This is a genomic window from Micromonospora sp. WMMD1076 (assembly GCF_029581475.1).
Taxonomy (GTDB): domain Bacteria; phylum Actinomycetota; class Actinomycetes; order Mycobacteriales; family Micromonosporaceae; genus Micromonospora; species Micromonospora aurantiaca.
The window spans coordinates 1,036,160-1,056,063 of record NZ_CP120862.1; the positions used below are offsets into that span (position 1 = coordinate 1,036,160).

Below are 19,904 nucleotides of genomic sequence, written 5' to 3' on the forward strand. Positions count from 1 at the left end.
GGCGGGCTGCGGGAGGGCGGTTTTCCACAGGGTTGTCCACAGGGGTTTCGGCTGTGGAGTGGTGCGGGGGAGCCTGCGCGTGTGGGTGAATTCGACGAGCTGACGCGGCTGGCCACAACGCAGGGCGGGTTCGTGACGGCGGGGCAGGCGCTGCGTCTGGGCCTCGGCCGGGAGCAGATCCGGTACCTCGTCCGGTCCGGCCGATGGACGCGCGTCTCTCGCGGTTGCTACCTCCCGTCTCCCGCCGGGCCGACGCCGATGGCACTCCGACGTGCCACGATCCGCGCCACGATCGCCAGCCTCGGGCAGGGCGCGGTCGCTGTGCTGGGGACCGCCGCCGAGCTGCACGGCATCGCCGGCCTTCCGCCGACGCCGGTGATCCACGTATCGGTGCCGTCGGATCGGCCGCACGTGCAGCGCCGGGCGGAGCCGGGCCTGACGGTGCACCAGTTGACGCTCGCCGAAGCGGACGTGTGCCGGGCCGGCGGCGTACCGGTCACCACCCCGGCGCGCACCGTCGCCGACTTGTTGCTGCGGGCTCGGCGCTTCCCGGCGGTGTGCGTCCTCGATTCCGCGCTCAACCAGCGGATCCTGGCCGAGAACGACCTGCCCCTGGTGCTCGCGCACCTCACCGGACGCCGCGGGGCGGTCGCCGCTCGGGGATACCTGGCCGAGGCGGACGGCCGGGCACAGTCTCCGCTGGAGACCCGCGCCCGGCTCCGGTGCGTCGACGGTGGCGTGCCGCCGGACGTCCTGCAACTGCCGGTGCGGGACGAAGACGGTTACCTGCTCGGCGTCGGGGACCTGGGGTGGCGGCGCGCGCGCCTGATCGCGGAGGCGGACGGCCGGGCCCCGCACCTGACGCCCGAGGCTGTCTACGCGGACCGCTTCCGGCAGAACCGACTGGTCAACGCCGGCTGGCGGATCCTCCGCTTCACCTGGTCCGACACCCAGCGCCCCGACTACATCCCCCAGACGGTCAAACACGCCCTGAAGCGCCGGTGATCAAGGAGTTTGCGGGCCCTCACCCCTCAATCTGAGACGCAAACTCCTTGATCGACGGGGTGGGGTGGGGTGGTCAGTAGGATGCCGGTCGTGCGCGTACTTCTTGTGGGTGGTGGTGGGCGGGAGCACGCTCTCGCGCTCGGACTCGCCGGTGACCCGGCTGTCGAGGCGCTGTTCGCGGCTCCGGGGAATCCGGGGATCGCTGCGGTGGCCGAGCTGCGGGAGGTGACACCCACCGATCCGGCGGCAGTGGCGGCCCTCGCCGTCGAGGTCGCGGCCGACCTGGTGGTCATCGGGCCGGAGGCGCCGCTGGTGGCGGGCGTCGCCGACGCGGTACGCGCCAAGGGCATCGCGGTGTTCGGCCCGAGCGGGGAGGCGGCCCGGCTGGAGGGCTCGAAGACGTTCGCGAAGGACGTGATGACCGCCGCGGCGGTGCCGACCGCTCGCGCGTACACCTGCGAGGACGCGGCGGCGGTGGGGGGCGCGCTGGACGAGTTCGGCGCGCCGTACGTGGTGAAGGACGACGGACTCGCCGCCGGCAAGGGCGTGGTGGTCACCGACGACCGGGCGGTCGCCGAGCGGCACGCGGCGGGGTGCGGCCGGGTGGTGATCGAGGAGTACCTGTCCGGCCCCGAGGTCTCCCTGTTCGTGGTCACCGACGGCGAGGCGGCGGTGCCGCTGCTGCCAGCGCAGGACTTCAAGCGGGTCGGCGACGGCGACACCGGGCCGAACACGGGCGGCATGGGCGCGTACACGCCGCTGCCGTGGGCCCCGCCGAACCTGGTCGACGACGTGATGCGCGACGTGGTGCACCCGACGCTGGCGGAGCTGCGCCGCCGGGGCGCGCCGTTCGCCGGCCTGCTCTACGTGGGCCTGGCGATCACCCCGTCCGGCCCGCGCGTGATCGAGTTCAACGCGCGCTTCGGCGACCCGGAGACGCAGGTCGTGCTCGCCCTGCTGGAGACGCCGCTGGCCGGGCTGCTGCACGCCGCCGCCACCGGCACGCTCGGCGGGCACCCGCCGCTGCGCTGGCGCGACGGCGCGGCGGTGACTGTCGTGGTGGCGGCCGACGGCTATCCGGCGGGTCCGCGTACCGGTGATGTGATCACCGGCGCGGACCGCGCCGGGATCATCCACGCCGGCACCCGCCGGGACGCCGACGGCACGTTGCGCTCCGCGGGGGGCCGGGTCCTCTGCGGTACGGCGACCGGGCCGGACCTGGCCGCCGCGCGCGACGCCGCCTACGCCCTGGTACGCGACGTCGAGCTGGCCGGTTCCCACCACCGCACCGACATCGCGGCGGCGGCTGTGGACGGCCGGGTCACGATTCCGGGCTGACCGGGCTGCGGCGCCGGCCGGCCATCCGGTTGAGCACGTTCGCCGTGGCCCGCTCGATGCGCGGGTCGCGGTGCCCCTGCCGGTCCAGTGCCAGGGTCCAGCCGAGCGTTCCGCTGGCGAAGACGACAGCTCCGCGTGCCGTCTCGTGGACGTAGCTGCTCTGGAGCCGTCGGCCGCCCTGCTGGGCCGGGTACGGCGACGAGCTGAGCGTGGTCCCGGCGGGCCGCGGGAGGGCCGCGTGCAGCCCGTCCGCCTCGCCCGCGACCACGCCCGGGATGCGGTCGCCGTCGGCCACGCCGCTGCCGGCCCACACCCAGTTGTCGGCGGCGCGCACCACGAGCGGCTGCGGGGTCAGCACGATGCCGTTGTACTGCACGCCGAGCAGCGCCTGTTCCGGCCGGTCGAGGTTGCGCCAGGTCACCGTCGGGTCGCCGGTGCCCGCGCCCGGGTCGGGAAGCGTCTTGGCGCACTCGACGAGCCGTTCGGGGCGGCCGTCGGCGGCAGCGCGTACGCGGGCGTGCCAGTAGACGCTGTTCGCGCCGAGGAACGCGAGGCTGGTGCCCCCGGCCAGGCCGACCTCGGTGGCGCGGCGCATCTCGGCCGACCAGTACTCGTCGTGCCCGCAGAACACCAGACCCCGGTACCGGGCCGGGTCGAGTCGCCCGGAGTGCAGGTCGAAGCTGGTGGCGTAGCTGACGTCGTAGAGGTTGCGTTCCAGCCACCGGATCGCGGCCTCGTCGCGGTCGAAGTGGGTGGGCAGGCCGGCGCCGGAGTACGGGCGGTCGAACGTGACAGCGCGTGCCCGCAGCGCCGGGTCGCGCCGCCCGTCGGCCCGGTAACCGTTGTAGAGGCTCTTGCCGGTCCGCCGGTCGCGCGGCCACTGGTTGTACGCCTGCCAGGTGGTCACCGGCAGCACCACGCAGAGCGCGGCCGGGCGCCGGTCGTCGCGTACCACGAACGGCGTGCAGGCCCGCCAGCCGTCGGCCGAGGTGAAGACCGCCTGGTAGAGGCCGGAGGTCCAGCCGTGCGGGACGGGCAGGCGCCAGGACACCGGCCACCGGCAGTCGAGCACACCGGTGTCCGGGTCGGCCACCGGCACCGGCTGCGGCACGCCGGGCAGTTCGGGGCTGGTCAGCATCGTGCGGGCGCCCGCGCCGTCGTACCAGCCGAGGCGGTGCACGCTGATCCGGAACCGGGCGCGCGGGTTGACCGCGACGTGGAAGTCGATCACCTCGCCGGGGGCGACGCTCGCCGTCGAGGCGTACCCCTGGATCTGGCGCCGCCGGTCGTCGGCGGCCCGGCCGCCGTGCTCGGGCCACCACGGCTCACCGGCGGCGCGGTTCTCCCGCTCGACGGGCGGGACCGGCCACCGGGTGGGTGAGTCGTCGGGCCGGCCGCCGAGGACCGGGTCGAACGGGCCGAGCGCGGCGGCGGACGCGCCGCCGACGAGGAGGCCGAGTGCGGTACGCCGCCGAAGCCTGTCCATTGTGGTGTTCCCCGTTTCCCCGTTCGATCGGGGGTGACGGTAGCACCGGAAGGCGGCAGCCGGGTGACCGATGTGGATCAGTCGAAGTAGCGGCGAAGCTCCCGGCTGAGCACCTTGCCGGTGGCGTTGCGCGGCAGGTACTTGACGAACACCACGTCGCGGGGCACGGAGAAGCGGGCCAGGTAGCGCCGGACGTACTCGCGGACCGCCTCCGGGTCGAGCGTCTCGCCGGTTCGCAGCGCCAGGAACGCGGCCAGTCGCTGGCCGTAGTCGGGATCCGGTACGCCGATCACGGCGACCTCGCGGACCTGCGGCAGCCGGGCGATCAGATCCTCCACCTCGGACGGGAAGACGTTCTCGCCACCCGAGACGATCATGTCGTCGGCCCGTCCGTCGACGAAGAGCAGGCCGTCGGCGTTCAGCCGGCCCAGGTCGCCGGTGTCGAGCAGGCCGTCGAGGCTCTCCCGCCCGGCGCCCGAGGTGTAGCCCTCGAACAGCATCTCGTTGCCCACGAAGATCCGCCCGACCTCGCCGTCGCGGACCGGACGGCCGGTCGCGTCCAGGATGGCCAGCCGGGTGCCGTGCGGCGGCCGGCCCGCCGTGGTGGGCGCGGCGCGCAGTTCGGCCGGACCGGCGATGGAGGCCCAGGAGACCTCGGTCGAGCCGTAGAGGTTGTAGAGCACGTCGCCGTACCGGTCCATGAACGCGGTGGCCAGGTTGCCGGGCAGCGCCGATCCGCTGACCGCGACCACCTTGAGCGGCGGCCGGGGCTGCGGCGGCGCCACCTCCATCAGCCGTTGCAGCATCACCGGTACGGCGAACATCGCGTCGCACGGTTGAGCGGCGAGTGCGGCGAGCGTGGCGGCCGGGTCGAAGCGGCGGTGCAGTACGACTGTGGCGCGCAGCGCGAACGACACCTGGAGCGCGGCGTACCCCCAGGTGTGGAAGATCGGCGCGGCGATCATCACGGTGTCCCGCGCGTGCAGCGGGATGCGGTCGATGATGGACACCAGCGGGCCGAAGCCGTGCGGGGTGGGCCGGCGGGCACCCTTGGGCGCGCCGGTGGTGCCGGAGGTCAGCACGATGGTGCGGCCGTCCCGCTCCGGCGGCTGGAGCGTCTCGCCGGGCACGGCGGCCGCGATCAGCTCATCCTGCCCCCGCTCGTCGACCCGGTGCAGTTCGGCCGGGAGGCCGAGGACGCGCTCGGTGAACTCGCCGTCGTGCACCAGGACGCGCAGGTCCTGTTCCTCGGCCACAGTCACCAGTTGCGCGGCGGACAGCCCGGTGTTGACCAGGACGGCGTCCGCGCCGAGCAGCATCGCTGCGACTATCGCCTCGATCAGGCCGTGGTGGTTGCGGCAGAGCACACCCACCCGGTCACCGGTCTGCACGCCGAGGTGGGACCGCAGCGACCGGGCCAGCCGTTCGGAGCGGTCGAGCAGGTCCTGGTACGTCACGGTGGCGCCGTGCTCGTCGACCACGGCGACGCGGCCGGGGTCGCGGGCGGCGGCCTGGCGCAGCTCACCGGCGAGGCTCCAGCCCCACCGGCGCAGCGCGTTCAGTTGCGAGACCACACGGATCGGGCGGCCCGGGGCGAGCAGTCCACGTCGGGTCAGCGTGGCGGCGATGAACGGCAGGTCCACGGCGCAACTCCTTCGCGTTCGTGGTTCGTCGACCAGGCTCCTGACGGCCGGCCGGTTCGGCATGATCTTGCGCCGATCGCGGTCCGGGGACGGCCCGGGAGCGGCGGCCCGGCCCGCGACGGCGGGAGACGTCGTCACGGGCCGGGCCGCGGCCCGCCGGCGGTCAGCGGATCTGCATCCCGGAGATGGCCCGGGAGATGACCAGCCGCTGGATCTCGGAGGTGCCCTCGAAGATGGTGTAGATCTTGGCGTCGCGGTACCACCGCTCGACCGGGTGGTCGCGCAGGAAGCCGGCGCCGCCGAGGAGCTGGACCGCCTTGTCGGTCACCGAGACGGCCACCTCACCGGCCTTGAGCTTGGACATCGAGCCCTCGCCCGCGGTGAACGGCCGGTTGTTGCGGCCCATCCAGGAGGCGCGCCAGACCAGCAACCGGGCCGCGTCGATCTCCATCCTCATGTCGGCGAGCGCGAACGCGACCGCCTGGTTGGAGATGATCGGCCGTCCGAACTGGACCCGCTCCTTGGCGTAGTCCAGGGCGTACTCGTAGGCGGCGCGGGCCACGCCGAGTGCCTGCGCGCCGACTGTCGGGCGGGACAGCTCGAACGTCCGCATCGCCGCCTGACCGGAGGCGCGCTGCCCGGACCGGGCGCGGGCCAGCCGCTCGTCGAGCGCGTCCTTGCCGCCGAGCAGGCAGCGGCCCGGCACCCGGACGTCGTCGAGGAAGACGTCGGCGGTGTGCGAGGCGCGCAGCCCGAGCTTGCGCAGCTTGCGGGTGGCGGTCAGACCGGGCGTGCCGGGGGGTACGACGAACGCGGCCTGGCCGCGCGAGCCCAGCTCGGGCTCGATCGAGGCGGTGACCACGTGCACCCCGGCGATGCCGCCGTTCGTGGCGTACGCCTTCTGCCCGTTGAGCACCCACTCGTCGGTGGCCTCGTCGTAGACGGCGCGGGTACGCATCGAGCCGACGTCGGAGCCGGCCTCCGGCTCGCTGGTGCAGAACGCCGCGACGGCCGGTTGGTCGACGTCGCCGAAGCACTGCGGCACCCATTCGACGAGCTGGTCCGGGGTGCCGGCGCCGTAGATCCCGGCGACCGCGAGGGCGGTGCCGAAGATGCTCAGGCCGATGCCGGCGTCACCCCAGAAGAGTTCCTCGCTGGCGATCGGCAGGGAGAGGCCGGTGGGATCGGCCCAGCAGGTGGCGAGGAACTCGAACCCGTACAGGCCGACCTTCGCGGCCTCCTGGATGATCGGCCAGGGGGTCTCCTCCCGGGCGTCCCACTCGGCCGCGGCCGGGCGCACGACCTCGGCGGCGAAGCCGTGCACCCAGTCGCGAAGGTCCCGCTGTTCCTCGTTCAGGTCGAGCGAGAACTCGGCCATGTCAGGCCTTGGGGATGTCGAACAGGTTGGCGATGTTGGCGGCCAGGCCCAGGTCGCCCTTGGCCTTCAGCTTGCCGGTCATGAACATCATCACCGGGTTGGCGCCACCGGAGACGATCTTCAGGAACTCGACCGGGCCCATGGTGAGGCTCAGCTTCGGGTCGCGGGTCGCGGTCTCCGAGACGGTGCAGGTGCCGTTCTCGATGACGATCTCGTAAGTGTCGGTGCCACCGTCCGGACGGCCGGTGATGTTCCAGTGGATGACCGCGTTGGTGGCACCGGCGCGGTCCGCGCGGAACAGCGTGGGCATCCGGTTGAAGACCTCGCTGAGGATCTTGCCGCGCGCCTCGCCGGACATGATCTCGTTGATCTTGGCGTCCGGGGTGGACTTGACCAGCTGCGCGAACTCCTTCGGGCCGACGTTCGCGAAGTTGGCCGGGTCGAAGTCAGTCATGGGAAGGCACCTCTCGACTTTGGTTACTCCGGCGTAACCCTACGCACGAGTAGGTATGCTCGCAAGGGTGTCCAGCACGCCGGCATTCAAGCGCCTCCCCCGGGCCGTACGCGAGCAGCAGATGCTCGACGCGGCGGTGAAGGTGTTCTCCCGCCGCGGCTTCCACGCCGCCAGCATGGACGAGATCGCCGACGACGCCGGCATCTCCAAGCCGATGGTGTACGCCTACCTCGGCACCAAGGAGGAACTCTTCATCGCCTGCCTGCACCGGGAGAGCACCCGGATGATGGAGGCGATCGCCGGCGCCGCCGCCCCCGACCTGCCCGCCGACGAGCGGCTCTGGCGCGGGCTGCGCGCGTTCTTCGGCTTCGTCGGCGCGCACCGGGACGGCTGGGCGGTGCTCTACCGGCAGGCCCGCGGCTCCCAGCCGTTCGCCGCCGAACTCGCCGCCATGCGGAGCCGGCTGGTCGAGGTGGTCGCCGGGATGCTCGACCACGCGCTGCGCGCCTCCGGTCGCGAGGTCGGCGCCACCGACCTGGAGGTGGTCGCGTACGGGCTGGTGGGTGCCAGTGAGTCGCTCGCCGACTGGCTGGCCGACCATCCGGAGGCCGACGCCGGGAAGACAGCGACCCGGATGATGAACGTGGCCTGGCTCGGCGCCGACCAGCTGCTGCGCGGCGTCACCTGGCACCCGCCCGCTGCGGGGTAAGGAAGGGCCCCCTCTTAACGCCTCCGGTAGAGGAAGGGCCCCTTGTTAACAGTCGTGCCGGGCGGCGGCCCGCCGGTGTGCCCGCCGCCGGCCCCAACGGACGGCCTCGAACAGGCCGGTGACGGCCAGCGAGATGGCCACGCCGGCGAGCAGCCCGGACAGCGGGTTGTGCTCGAACGCCAGGCCGCCGAAATAGCCGAGCAGCCCGCAGTAGATCCCCCAGGTGGTGCACGCCAGGCCGTCGTACAGCAGGAACGTGCGCGCCGGATAGCGGACCGCACCCATGGTCAGCGTGACGGCGGTCCGGCCGCCGGGGACGTACCGGGCGGTGGTCAGGATCATCCCGCCGCGCCTGCCGATCGCCCGGCGGGCCCACTCCGAGCCGGCCCGCCGCCTGCTGTCCGCCGGGAAGCGGGCCAGCCGGTGCGCGCCGCCGCCGCGCCCGATCGCGTACGAGATGTGGTCGCCGGCGAGCGCGCCGAACGCGGCGGTCACGATCACCAGCACCAGGTTCGGCTCGCCGCCGGCCGCGAAGACCCCTGCGGTGATCACCACCGTCTCGCCCGGTACCGCCGGGAAGACCGCGTCGACGGCGGTGACCGCGATGATCACCAGGTACACCCACGGCGACGTCACCGTGTGGTGCAGCAGGTCGAGCACGTCCCCCATGCACCCATGCTCGGTGGTGCGCTGTTAAGCAGGGGCCCTTCCCATACAAAAGGCGTTAACAAGGGGCCCTTCCTTCTCCTCGGCCGTGGGCCCGCGCGACGTGAGCACCACCGGCGCGCCCAGCGCCTCCGATACGGCCGCCGGCCAGTCGGCGGGCACCTCGTCCAGCACCGGCCGAGCCCGCAGTAGCCGCTGCGTGAGCGCCGCCTGCCGGTCCAGGTCACCGGCCGGGCCGGGGACGAGCCGGTCCAGGCCCTCGTAGCGGCGGCAGATCCGTAGCGCGGGACCGGCCAGGTCGAGGTGGGTGAGCGCCAGCCCGTCCACGCCACCTGCCACCTCCAGCGCGTACCGGTGGGCGACCGCGTCGAAGTGCCCGAACCGGAACCGCCCCTGCCAGGGGTTCGTCCCGTTGTGCCGGTCGGTGAACGGCAGCGCCACGTCCTCGGTGACCAGCGGCCCGGGACCGTGCCGGGTGGTGGTCGTGCGCAGCACGCCGACCCGCTGCGCGGTCCCGGCCATGCCCGCCTCGGCGAGCAGCGTCTCGGCGTTGGCGAACGTCGTGGTGCTCCACGTCGTGTACGGGTGGAAGCCGTGCCACTCGTCCAGCAGCACCCCCTGCGCGCCCTCGAACACGCAGGTGCCCTCGCGCAGCGCGCCTGCCAGCCAGGTCCGGTCGACGATCGCCACCCGCCGCGCGAAGGCCGCGTACGCGGGCAGGCAGTCGTCCACCGGTGGCGCGTCGAGCGGCCCCAGCTCGGCGGTCAGCCGGTCGCGCAGCGCGGTCAGCCGCCGGCGCAGCACCGCCGGGCGGCGGCAGTCCGCCACCCGGGGTGCCTCGTCGGGGTGGGCGAGGCCGTACGCGACGGCCTCGCCCACCCCGAGCCCGCAGGAGCCGTGCCGGTCGGCTCCCCGGGCGATCTCCCGGGCGCGATTCGCGGCCCGGTGGTACGGGGTGGCGAGCAGCGCCTCCCCGTCCACTGTCAGACGGTCGAGCGCGTCGGGCACGCCGACCGACGCGAGGTGGTCGGCCTCGGCGGCCAGCGTCAGCGGGTCCACCACCACGTGCCGCGCCAGGTGCGTCCGTACGCCCGGACGGAACGTCCCGGCGCCGAACTGCGCGAACGTGTGGTGCCGCCCGTCGCGCAGGACGACGTTGTGCGCCGCCTGCGCGCCCCCGTTGAACCGGACCACCGTGTGGACCTGCCGGGTGGCGCAGAGCAGGTCCACCACCGTGCCCTTGCCGGCGTCGCCGTAGCCGAGGTCGACCACCGTCACGTGGTTCACAGCCGGGTGACCCCGCTTCCACCGTCGGCCGGGCTGAACGGCAGCGTCGCCACAGTGCGCCGGCCCGAGCCGAGCCGGGCGAGCGCCTTCGAGACGGTGCGGGTGGCGGTGGAGCCGGCCCGGTCCAGGTCACGCAGCCCGGCGTCCAGGTCGATGGCCTGCTCACCGAGCCCGACGGTGAGCGCGATCGTCTCGCAGACCGCGTCCAGGTCGTCCAGCTCGACCGCGTTCTGCCCGAGCAGGCCACGCCAGAAGTCCAGCACCTTGCGGTTGCCCGCGTAGTGGCTGCCGGCGGGCAGCAGGTAGTAGGTGTCCCAGCGCGCGGTCACCTCGTCCACCACCTGCCGGACCGGCATGTCCTCGCGGAGGTCGTCGCCGATCAGCCGGCTCACCTCCGCGGTCTTCACCGCCGGGTACGCCAGCTCGTCGCCGATGATGAACAGGTAGCCGCGCCGGCCACGCTTGTCCCAGCTGTCGGTGGCCGTGTGCCGGGCCATGAAGTAGAGCGCCAGCTCGTACGACTCCGTCATCTGGCCGCCACCGCCGCCCTCCAGCACGATCCGGCCGAGGTCGTCGTCCATCCGGTTGTCGGACTCGAACTGCCCGACCTGCAACGGCACCCGGTCGCAGGTGGCGTCGCCGATCGCGCCGAACATGACCTGCGGGTCCTTCGCGTACCCCTGGCGCAGCAGCAGGCCGAGCAGCTGCGGCAGCTTGCTCTGCAGCACCCGGGGCACGTGCCCCATCGAGCCGGTGACGTCGAACAGCACGGTGATCGGCGTCGACTGCGGGTGCTCGGCGGAGTCGCGGCTCTCCCGCAGCGCGTCACGCGGGTCGAGCGCCGGGTGCACCTTGCGGGCGCCGCTGTCGCTGTAGGAGAACGCGCTCTTGCCGGTGCGGCGCCGGTAACGGTCGGCGGCGTCGTACACGTCGGTGGACCAGATTCCACTGCCCATGGCAGCCTCCCTACGGGTTGAGGGTGAAGGGTCGGAAGGTGCGCGGCCCGTACAGCCGGTGCAGCACCTCGTCCAGTTCGCGCAGCAGCCGCCAGGCGTCGTCCGGCCGGGTGGCGAGCGCGGTGCCCTGGCAGCCGTCGGCGAAGGCGCGCAGCTCGCGCGGCGCGCGGTCGCCCATCAGCCAGGTCATGCAGCGGGCGGCGAGCGCGATGTCGGTGCCCGGGCCGCACTGCCGCTTCGCGGCGACCTCCGGCGGATACCAGTCCTCGTGGCCGGGCACCAGCGCCGGCACGAGGCCGCCCGGCCCGGCTGAGAAGCACCAGCCGACGAGCACCAGGCCGTGCGCGTCCGGCTCGATCAGCACGTGCCGGGGCAGCACCGCGCCGTGCACGACGCCGGCCCGGTGGGCCAGGCCGAGCGCCACGAGCAGCCGCCGCCACATCCAGGCCGCGTCGCGCGGGTCCAGCCCGTCCGGGTACGCGCGGCGCACGTCGTCCAGGCTTCGCAGCCCGGGTACTGTCACCAGCTCGTTGACCTGCCGTTGTACGCCCGTCGACGGGTCGCGCGCCGGGTAGGAGTCGACGAGCCGGGGCACGTACGCAAGGTGCTTGGCGTCGCCGCGCTCGGCGATCCGGCGCAACGCGCGCGCCTCGCGGGCCATCAGGTCGTTGTCGCCGGGGTGCCGGCACACCTTGGCCAGGTGATAAGAAGGGGCCCCTCCTCTACCGGAGGCGTTAACAAGGGGCCCTTCCTTCCGTTCGTGCAGGGTGGCGACGTCGCCGGTGTACGTGGGGGCGGGGGTGCGCCAGCGCGTGGTGACTGTGACGAGCGCTTCGGCCGCGGCGGCGCGTACCAGCGGGTCGGCCGCGCCCAGCCGGTCGGGGTGCAGCGCGCCGACCAGCTCGCGGTAGCGGCGGGCCGGCTCCTGCGTGCCGAACAGGTCGGCGTCGGTGCGCGCGGCAGTGACCAGCCGGATCGCCTCCTCGGTCCTCACCGAACCGTCTCCTCCCGGGCGGGGCGCAGCAGCGCCGGGTGCAGCAGCCGGGCGTCTCCGGCGCGGTAGAGCTTGGCCCGGGGGCCGCCGCGCGCGCCGCCGCGTTCGGTGCTGGCGCCGGTGCTCTCCACGAAGCCGGGCACCGAGAGCACCTTGCGGTGGAAGTTGCCGGCGTGCAGCGGGTGGCCCCAGACCGTCTCGTAGACCTCCCGCAGCTCGGTGACTGTGAACTCGGGGGCGAGGAACCGGGTGGCGAGAGGCGTGTACTCCAGCTTGGAGCGGGCGCGCTCCAGACCGTCGTCGATGATCCGGCCGTGGTCGAAGGCGAGCTGCCGGCTGGTCAGCGCGGTGACCGGCAGCCAGATCGCCTCGTCGGCGTCGGTGTCGGCGACCGGGTCGGGCAGGTCGGGGGCGAACGCCAGGTGCGCGACCGAGACCACGCGCATGCGGGGGTCGCGGTCCGGGGCGCCGTAGCTGCCGAGCTGTTCCAGGTGCACCCGGCGCAGCCGCTCGCCGCCCAGGCCGGTCTCCTCGGCCAGCTCGCGCCGGGCGCCGGTGGTCAGGTCCTCGTCCGGCTGGACGAAGCCGCCGGGCAGCGCCCAGTGCCCCTCGTAGGGCGGCGCGCCGCGGCGGATCAGCAGCAGGTGCAGCGCGCCCTCGCGGATGGTCAGGGCGACCACGTCGACGGTGACCGCGACCGCCGGGTAGTCCCGGGGGTCGTATCCGGCGAGGAACTCCTGCTCGTTCACGGCCACTCACTCTCTCAGGTTGAGAACAACTCAATCTGAGAACAACTTAGCGCCGAAAAGAGGGGACGGCAAGTCCCCTCTTTCGCTCAGCGCACCGAACCGACCAGATGGGGCCTTCCGTCCCGGGCGCTGTGCAGCGCGAAGTCCCAGCCCTCGCCGGTCGGCGAGGCGCTGAACGCGACAGTGGACGGCAACGGCACCGGCAGCTTGAACGACACGTCCACTGTGTACGCCTCGGGCAGCCGGGGCGCCAGCGCGGCCAGGCAGCGGGCCTTGCTCCACATGCCGTGCGCGATCGGGCGCGGGAAGCCGAACAGCCGCGCGCCCAGCTTCGAGGTGTGGATCGGGTTGTGGTCGCCGGAGACGCGCGCGTAGTCCGTACCCACCCGTGGGGTCACCCGCCACCGCGCCGAGGCGGCCGGCGGCGCCGGGCGGTCACCCCGGTCGCGCCGCGGGCCGCCGCCCGCGGTGCGCTCCTTCCCGAGGTACGTGGACACCCCGCGCCACACCTCCTCGCCGCCGATCGAACCGACCAGCACCACGTCGAGCTGGCGGCCCCGCTCGTGCGGGCGCAGGTTCTCCGCGTACGTGTGGAAGTCGACGCTCTCGCCGACCTCGACCGGGCGGTGCACGGTGATCCGGTTGGCCACGTGCACCACGCCGGTGAGCGGGATCGGGAAGCCGGGGCTCGTCATCAGCCGCAGTGACAGCGGGAACCCGAGCACGTGCAGGTACGTCGCCGGCAGCCGGTCGGTCAGCCGGAACCCGCACACCCGGTCGTAGTCCGCCAGGTGCCGCTGATCCACAGCGACCCCCGAGACGCCCAGTTCGAGCCCCGGCACGTCCGCCCCGCGCCGCCCCCCGATCACGGGCACCACTCCCAGCAGCGCACGCCGATAGAGCGCCCCACTGGCAGGCAGCCGCTCCAGCACGACTCGCCGCCGCCCCTCGGACTCTGCCTCTTCCCCCACCCCCACCCCTTCACCCCGTCGATCATGAAGTTGGCTGCCTTGTGGATCTCCCGAAGTGCCGTCAACTTCATGATCGACGGAGGTGGGGCGGGAGTGGGCGGCGGCTCGGGCTGCGGTCAGGTCTCGGGTGGGGCCCTCGATCAGGTCGTGCAGGCTCAGCTCGTCCTCGTGGTCGTTCGCCATCACGCCCCCAGCAGGCTCTGGCCGCAGACGCGGACCACGTTGCCGCTCACCGCGCCGGTCGCCGGCCAGGAGAGCCAGCCGATCGTCTCGGCCACGTCCACCGGCAGGCCACCCTGGGCCATGCTGTTCATCCGCCGTCCCGCCTCGCGGATCGTCAGCGGGATACGCGCGGTCAGCCGGGTCTCGATGAAGCCCGGCGCCACGGCGTTCAGGCTGATCCCGCGCTCGCGCAGCACCGGGGAGAGCGAGTCGACCAGGCCGATCACGCCGGCCTTGCTCGTCGCGTAGTTGGTCTGCCCCCGGTTACCGGCGATCCCGGCGATCGACGAGACCGACACGATCCGGCCGCCGGCCGGGATCAGGTCGCGTTCCAGCAGCACGTCGTTGATCCGCTCCTGGCTGGACAGGTTCACGTCGATCACCGAGTCCCACCGGTCGGCGTCCATCCGGCCCAGCGTCTTGTCCCGGGTGATGCCCGCGTTGTGCACCACCACGTCGACCCGGCCGTGCCGGGACGCCAGATGCTCCGCCAGCCGGGTCGGCGCATCAGGCGCGGTCAGGTCGAGCTGCACCGCGCTGCCGCCGATGTCGTTCGCGACAGCGGCCAGCTCGTCCCCGGCCGCCGGGATGTCGAGCGCCACCACCTGGGCGCCGTCACGGGCCAGCACCTTCGCCAGTGCCGCACCGATGCCCCGGGCCGCGCCGGTCACCAGCACCACCTGCCCCTCCAGCGGCCGGTCCCAGTCGGCCGGCGCCACGGCGGTGCCGGCGCCGACGCGCACGACCTGGCCCGAGACGTACGCGGACCGGCCGGAGAGCAGGAACCGGAGCGTGGACTCCAGGCTCACCGGGGTGCCGGCGTCACCCTCGCGTGTCACGTAGACGAGCTGGGCGGTCACGCCCCGGCCGAACTCCTTGCCGATGCTGCGGGTCAGGCCCTCCAGCGCGCGCTGGGCGGTAGCCTCCCGGGGGGAGCCGCACTCGGCCGGCGGGGTGCCCAGCACGATCACCCGTCCGCTGGGCAGCAGCGAGCGGGCCTGCGGGTGGAAGAAGTCGTAGAGCTGGCGCAGCCCGGCGGAGTCGGTGATGCCGCTGGCGTCGTACACCAGGGCCGCGAAGCGGCGGTCGGCGTCGTGGGCGGCGACCGGGTCGGCCAGCTCGACCCCGGCGGTGGTCAGGATCTTGCCGGCCGGCTCGGCGATCCGGCCACCGGCCGAGGAGCCGAGCAGGACCGGCCCGGGAACGAGCGGGTCGCCCGGCGTGTGCCGGCGCAGTCGGGGCGGGTCGGGCAGCCCGAGGCGCTTGACCAGCGCGCGACCGGCCCCCGTCTGGACGAAGCTCGCGTACCTGTCGGTCATAGGCGTAGCCTACTGGCGAGTAGGGTTCGGGCAACAGTTTCGAGGGAGGCCGATCGTGCAGAGTGTCCGGCGGGTCGCGGTCATCGGGGGCAACCGCATCCCCTTCGCCCGGTCCAACTCGCGCTACGCGCACGCGTCGAACGCGGACATGCTCGGTGCGGCGCTCGACGGGCTGGTCGCCCGGTTCGGGCTGGCCGGCGAGCGGGTCGGCGAGGTTGTGGCGGGCGCGGTGCTCAAGCACTCCCGCGACTTCAACCTCGCCCGCGAGGTGGTGCTCGGTTCCCGGCTCGACCCGCACACCCCCGCGTACGACATCCAGCAGGCCTGCGGCACCGGCCTGGAAGCGGCCATCCTGGTCGCCAACAAGATCGCCCTCGGGCAGATCGAGGCCGGCATCGCCGGTGGCGCCGACACCACCTCGGACGCGCCGCTCGCCGTCAACGAGGACATGCGGCGCACGCTGATCCAGCTCAACTCGGCCCGTACGCTCGGTGCACGGCTCAAGATCGCGGCGAAGCTGCGCCCGCACCAGCCGTTCAAGCCGGAGATCCCGCGCAACGCCGAGCCCCGCACCGGGCTGTCAATGGGTGAGCACGCGGCCCGGACCGCGCTGCGCTGGAACGTCGACCGGACCGCGCAGGACGAACTCGCGCTGCGCTCGCACCAGCGGCTCGCGGCCGCGTACGACAAGGGGTTCTTCGACGACCTGATGACCCCCTACCTGGGGCTGACCCGCGACCAGAACCTGCGCCCGGACACCAGCCTGGAGAAGCTCGGCTCGCTCAAGCCGGTCTTCGGCGCCTCCGGCGCGGACGCCGAGCGGGCCACCATGACCGCCGGCAACTCCTCGCCGCTCACCGACGGCGCGTCCACCGTGCTGCTCGCCTCCGAGGAGTGGGCCAAGGCGCACAACCTGCCGGTGCTGGCCTGGTTCTCCTGGTCGGAGGCCGCCGCCGTCGACTTCGTGCACGGTGACGAGGGCCTGCTGATGGCCCCGGCCTACGCGGTGCCCCGGATGCTGGCCCGGGCCGGGCTGAGCCTCCAGGACTTCGACTTCTACGAGATCCACGAGGCGTTCGCCTCGCAGGTGCTGGCCACCCTCGCCGCCTGGGAGTCGCCGGAGTTCTGCAAGGAGCGCCTCGGTCTCGACGCGCCGCTCGGCTCGATCGACCGGGACAAGCTCAACGTCAACGGCTCGTCGCTGGCGGCCGGACACCCCTTCGCCGCCACCGGTGGCCGGATCGTCGCCACGCTCGCCAAGCTGCTGGATCAGAAGGGGAGCGGGCGCGGCCTCATCTCCATCTGCGCAGCCGGCGGGCAGGGCGTGACAGCGATCCTGGAGCGCTGACGGGCGACGCCCGCCCGGCGAGCTGGTGCTGACGTATCGTTCGGTCGCACTCGTCCACCGACCGGCGCCTGATGACGGTCCGGCCCGCCCACGGGCCGGACCGGGCACCGGCGTCGCCGGGGCCGGCCAGGGTGCCGTGAAAGACTGAGGTACGTGACGACGATCCCGAACGTGCTCGCCAACCGGTACGCCTCGCCCGAACTGGTCGCCCTCTGGTCGCCGGAGGAGAAGGTCCGGATGGAGCGCCGGCTCTGGCTGGCGGTGCTCAAGGCCCAGCGTGATCTCGGCGTGCCGGTGCCGGACGGGGTGGTCGAGGCGTACGAGCGGGTGGTCGACCAGGTCGATCTGGCCTCGATCGCGGCGCGGGAGCGGGTCACCCGGCACGACGTGAAGGCTCGGATCGAGGAGTTCAGCGCGCTCGCCGGGCACGAGCACGTGCACAAGGGGATGACCTCCCGCGACCTCACCGAGAACGTCGAGCAGCTCCAGATCCGCGCCTCGCTGGAGCTGATCCGGGACCGGGTGGTCGCCACGCTGGCCCGGCTGGGCTGGCACGCGGGGGAGTACTCCGCGCTGGTGATGACGGGCCGGTCGCACAACGTCGCGGCGCAGGCCACCACGCTCGGCAAGCGCTTCGCGTCGGCGGCCGAGGAACTGCTCATCGCGTACGAGCGGCTGGAGGACCTGATCGGCCGCTACCCGCTGCGCGGGATCAAAGGGCCGGTGGGCACCGCCGCCGACCAGCTCGACCTGTTCGACGGCGACGCCGGCAAGGTGGCCGAGCTGGAGCAGCGGGTGGCCGGGCACCTGGGCTTCAGCCGGGTGCTGGACAGCGTCGGCCAGGTCTACCCGCGCTCGCTGGACTTCGACGTGCTCTCCGCGCTGGCCCAGGTGGCCGCCGCGCCGTCGTCGCTCGCCACCACGATCCGGCTCATGGTGGGCCAGGAGCTGGTCACCGAGGGCTTCAAGCCGGGCCAGGTCGGTTCCAGCGCGATGCCGCACAAGATGAACACGCGCTCGTCGGAGCGGGTGAACGGCTTCGCGGTGATCATCCGGGGCTACCTGTCGATGGTCGGCGAGCTGGCCGGCGACCAGTGGAACGAGGGCGACGTCTCCTGCTCGGTGGTGCGCCGGGTCGCGCTGCCCGACGCCTTCTTCGCCGCCGACGGGCTGTTCCAGACGTTCCTCACCGTGCTGGACGAGTTCGGCCCGTACCCGGCGGTGATCAACCGGGAGCTGGAGCGCTTCCTGCCGTTCCTCGCCACCACGAAGATCCTGGTGGCGGCAGTACGCCGGGGTGTGGGCCGTGAGGTCGCGCATGAGGTGATCAAGGAGCACGCGGTCGCCGTGGCGCTGGCCATGCGGGAGAAGGGCGCGTCCGAGAACGACCTGTTCGACCGCCTGGCCGCCGACGGCCGGCTGGGCCTGGCGCGGGCCGAGATCGACACGCTGGTCGCCGACCGCAACGCCTTCGTGGGCGCCGCCACCGACCAGATCAACCGCGTGACGGCGAGGATCACCAAGGTCGTCGAGTCCCACCCCGAGGCCGCCACCTACTCCCCGCCCCCCATCCTCTGACCCCGCCCTTCCTCCGGGCGATCATGAAGTTGGCGGCACTCAAGGAGATCATTCCTGCCGTCAACTTCATGATCGACGCGGCGGAGCAAGGGGGTCAGGGGCCGGTGGGGGTCTCGGCTGCGGAACTCAGGTTGGGGGCGCTCGCGGGTTCGGCGATGCCGCCGGGCGCGGAGGCGATCTCCGGGTCGTGGGCGGTCTCGGCCGCGATCGCCGGCTGGTCCGGCGGCATGACGTCCGGCATCTTCGGCGCGACGATCACCGCAGTGCCGTATGCGCAGATCTCCATCCACATCTCGCCGCAGTCGCGGCTGTCGAAGCGCATGCCGATCACCGCGTTCGCGCCCAGGCGGCGCGCCTCCTCGCCGAGGCGGGCCACCGAGTCGGTACGCCACCGGGTCAGGTTGTCCGGCGCCATCGGGTCGTAGGCGCCACCGCGCAGGTTCTTGACCCCCTCGCGGTACGGGTTGCGGGTCCTCGCCATCGAGGAGACCACTTCGCCGAGGATCTGGCGGATCTCGTAGCCGGGCAGTTGATCCGTCGTCACGACCAGCACGCTTCCGATGCTGTCAGTCACCGGCCGGGTGGTTCGCGAGCCGTGTTCAGCTGATCGGATGCTGAAAAACGGCGCGGCGCGGACGGTCGGGCCGCGCCCGACCGATCCGCGCCGCATCGGCATCAACCGTCAGACACCGGCCGTCGAGGTGATCCAGGCCCGGTTGTACGCAACACTGCCGTAGTTCTGGATGCTCTGGCCGTCGGCGGTGGAGGCGACGCCGACCTGCCGGCCGTTGTAGAACTGCGGGCCGCCCGAGTCGCCCCGCCACGCGTTGCCGTTGACCCGGGTGCTCCGGATCGCCTGGCCGCCGTACGCGTCGGTGACGCTGGTGCTGGTCACCCGTACGCTCGCGGTCTTGAGCTGGGGCGACGCGCCGCAGCCGCTGTAGCAGGTCATGCCCCAGCCGTAGATGGTGTTGGTGGAGCCGACCGGCGGGTTGCTGCTGGCCAGCGACACGGCGGAGGTGCTGACCGTGCTGGACAGGCGCAGCAGGGCCAGGTCGTAGCGGGTGTAGGAGGCGCTCACGGTGCGGGTCACGCCGCCCGAGGCGTAGTAGACGCTGCCGACCCGGACGGACATGGTGCCGCTGACGCAGTGCCGGGCGGTGAGCACCCACTGGGGCGCGATGACGCTGCCGGAGCAGGTGAACGAGCCGTTGCTGAAGACGGCGGCGGCCCACGGCGCCGACGAGACGGTGCCGCCGCCGATGATCGGCTGGGGGCCGGCCGGTGCGGCGGTGGCGCCGGAGGCGGTGGCCAGGACGCCGGCCAGCGCGGTGGTCAGCACGGCGAGCAGGGGACGGAGGCGCATGTCGGGGCTCCTTCTGCGCGGACGCCCGGAGTTGCCGGGCGGGGGTGACACCCGCCGGATGGGGTGGACCGGCGAGGGACGTCGATCTAACGCATCGACATTTGACGATGCATGCTACGGCCGTGACACCCTCTGTCACAAGGTGCGGATCGAACCACGCCGATGGCGTGACGCGCGCCGCGTGCCGCGCGGGCGCGCTGTCGGATACCGGTCGAAGGTGGGGTGTTTCGCGGCAGAATGCCTGGTGGGGAGTGGTGCCGAGGGGTGTCCACGAGCACGGAGCGCAACGAATTCGCATCGACGCCGCAACGAACGGGCAACGGTGCCCGTCCGGCGCCGCCGGTGGGGCCGATCAGTGCCGGAACTGCCCCCGGCCGGTGCGGGCCGGGCGGTATCTGCCAGGTAGGCTGGCTGCGCTCGCCCGATTGTTGGGCC

The 19,904-nt window shown here is 73.1% G+C and carries 18 protein-coding genes; 5 read left to right on the plus strand and 13 right to left on the minus strand.

Going from position 1 to position 19,904, the window contains the following annotated elements; translation table 11 throughout:
* Positions 1 to 81: 81 nt before the first annotated feature.
* The gene (locus tag O7622_RS05110; protein WP_282312082.1) at positions 82 to 1,005 is read left to right on the plus strand and encodes a type IV toxin-antitoxin system AbiEi family antitoxin domain-containing protein; all 924 of its coding nucleotides are present in this window, start codon (positions 82 to 84) and stop codon (positions 1,003 to 1,005) included.
* Between the two features lie 90 nt (positions 1,006 to 1,095).
* Positions 1,096 to 2,343 (plus strand): phosphoribosylamine--glycine ligase, encoded by a 1,248-nt coding sequence (gene purD / locus O7622_RS05115; RefSeq protein WP_282312083.1) that lies wholly within the window; start codon positions 1,096 to 1,098, stop codon positions 2,341 to 2,343.
* On the opposite strand, the gene O7622_RS05120 is transcribed toward purD, so the two are convergent.
* From O7622_RS05120 to O7622_RS05135, 4 genes are all read right to left on the minus strand, one after another.
* On the minus strand, positions 2,327 to 3,829 hold the full coding sequence (locus O7622_RS05120) for a N,N-dimethylformamidase beta subunit family domain-containing protein (protein WP_282312084.1): 1,503 nt from the start codon (positions 3,827 to 3,829) through the stop codon (positions 2,327 to 2,329). The genes purD and O7622_RS05120 overlap by 17 nt on opposite strands.
* 77 nt (positions 3,830 to 3,906) lie before the next feature.
* Complete coding sequence (locus O7622_RS05125; RefSeq protein ID WP_282312085.1) at positions 3,907 to 5,472, minus strand: AMP-binding protein; 1,566 nt, start codon at positions 5,470 to 5,472, stop codon at positions 3,907 to 3,909.
* Between the two features lie 163 nt (positions 5,473 to 5,635).
* Positions 5,636 to 6,850, minus strand: coding sequence for an acyl-CoA dehydrogenase family protein (locus O7622_RS05130; protein ID WP_282312086.1), 1,215 nt, complete (start codon positions 6,848 to 6,850; stop codon positions 5,636 to 5,638).
* Position 6,851: 1 nt separating this feature from the next.
* Positions 6,852 to 7,304 (minus strand): SCP2 sterol-binding domain-containing protein, encoded by a 453-nt coding sequence (locus O7622_RS05135; protein ID WP_013283405.1) that lies wholly within the window; start codon positions 7,302 to 7,304, stop codon positions 6,852 to 6,854.
* Between the two features lie 67 nt (positions 7,305 to 7,371).
* Here O7622_RS05135 and O7622_RS05140 point away from each other — a divergent pair, with 67 nt between their 5' ends.
* Positions 7,372 to 8,013 (plus strand): TetR/AcrR family transcriptional regulator, encoded by a 642-nt coding sequence (locus O7622_RS05140; RefSeq protein WP_282312087.1) that lies wholly within the window; start codon positions 7,372 to 7,374, stop codon positions 8,011 to 8,013.
* 45 nt (positions 8,014 to 8,058) lie between these two features.
* Here O7622_RS05140 and O7622_RS05145 read toward each other — a convergent pair whose 3' ends face one another.
* From O7622_RS05145 to O7622_RS05175, 7 genes are all read right to left on the minus strand, one after another.
* Entirely contained in the window at positions 8,059 to 8,682 is a 624-nt protein-coding gene (locus O7622_RS05145) for a DedA family protein (protein WP_282312088.1), read from the minus strand.
* A 24-nt stretch (positions 8,683 to 8,706) separates the two neighbouring features.
* On the minus strand, positions 8,707 to 9,966 hold the full coding sequence (locus tag O7622_RS05150) for an adenylosuccinate synthetase (protein ID WP_282312089.1): 1,260 nt from the start codon (positions 9,964 to 9,966) through the stop codon (positions 8,707 to 8,709).
* A complete protein-coding gene (locus O7622_RS05155; protein ID WP_282312090.1) occupies positions 9,963 to 10,922 on the minus strand; it encodes a hypothetical protein in 960 nt (319 codons plus the stop codon). The genes O7622_RS05150 and O7622_RS05155 overlap by 4 nt, the downstream gene beginning before the upstream one ends.
* A 10-nt stretch (positions 10,923 to 10,932) precedes the next feature.
* Positions 10,933 to 11,916, minus strand: coding sequence for a serine/threonine protein kinase (locus tag O7622_RS05160; protein WP_282312091.1), 984 nt, complete (start codon positions 11,914 to 11,916; stop codon positions 10,933 to 10,935).
* Positions 11,913 to 12,671, minus strand: coding sequence for an NUDIX domain-containing protein (locus O7622_RS05165; protein ID WP_282312092.1), 759 nt, complete (start codon positions 12,669 to 12,671; stop codon positions 11,913 to 11,915). The genes O7622_RS05160 and O7622_RS05165 overlap by 4 nt, the downstream gene beginning before the upstream one ends.
* Before the next feature lie 80 nt (positions 12,672 to 12,751).
* Positions 12,752 to 13,819, minus strand: coding sequence for a MaoC/PaaZ C-terminal domain-containing protein (locus tag O7622_RS05170; RefSeq protein WP_282312093.1), 1,068 nt, complete (start codon positions 13,817 to 13,819; stop codon positions 12,752 to 12,754).
* Positions 13,819 to 15,177 (minus strand): 3-oxoacyl-ACP reductase, encoded by a 1,359-nt coding sequence (locus O7622_RS05175; RefSeq protein WP_282312094.1) that lies wholly within the window; start codon positions 15,175 to 15,177, stop codon positions 13,819 to 13,821. Before O7622_RS05175 ends, O7622_RS05170 begins: the two co-directional genes overlap by 1 nt.
* Positions 15,178 to 15,232: 55 nt before the next feature.
* Between O7622_RS05175 and O7622_RS05180 the strand changes: the two genes are divergently transcribed.
* Positions 15,233 to 16,525 (plus strand): acetyl-CoA C-acetyltransferase, encoded by a 1,293-nt coding sequence (locus tag O7622_RS05180; RefSeq protein ID WP_282312095.1) that lies wholly within the window; start codon positions 15,233 to 15,235, stop codon positions 16,523 to 16,525.
* Positions 16,526 to 16,678: 153 nt separating this feature from the next.
* A complete protein-coding gene (gene purB / locus O7622_RS05185; protein WP_282312097.1) occupies positions 16,679 to 18,103 on the plus strand; it encodes an adenylosuccinate lyase in 1,425 nt (474 codons plus the stop codon).
* A gap of 94 nt (positions 18,104 to 18,197) precedes the next feature.
* Here the strand turns inward: purB and O7622_RS05190 are convergent, their stop codons facing one another.
* Together O7622_RS05190 and O7622_RS05195 are read right to left on the minus strand one after the other, a co-directional pair.
* Complete coding sequence (locus O7622_RS05190; protein WP_282312099.1) at positions 18,198 to 18,773, minus strand: YbjQ family protein; 576 nt, start codon at positions 18,771 to 18,773, stop codon at positions 18,198 to 18,200.
* A 12-nt stretch (positions 18,774 to 18,785) separates the two neighbouring features.
* Positions 18,786 to 19,469 (minus strand): trypsin-like serine protease, encoded by a 684-nt coding sequence (locus O7622_RS05195; protein WP_013473438.1) that lies wholly within the window; start codon positions 19,467 to 19,469, stop codon positions 18,786 to 18,788.
* Positions 19,470 to 19,904: the final 435 nt, after the last annotated feature.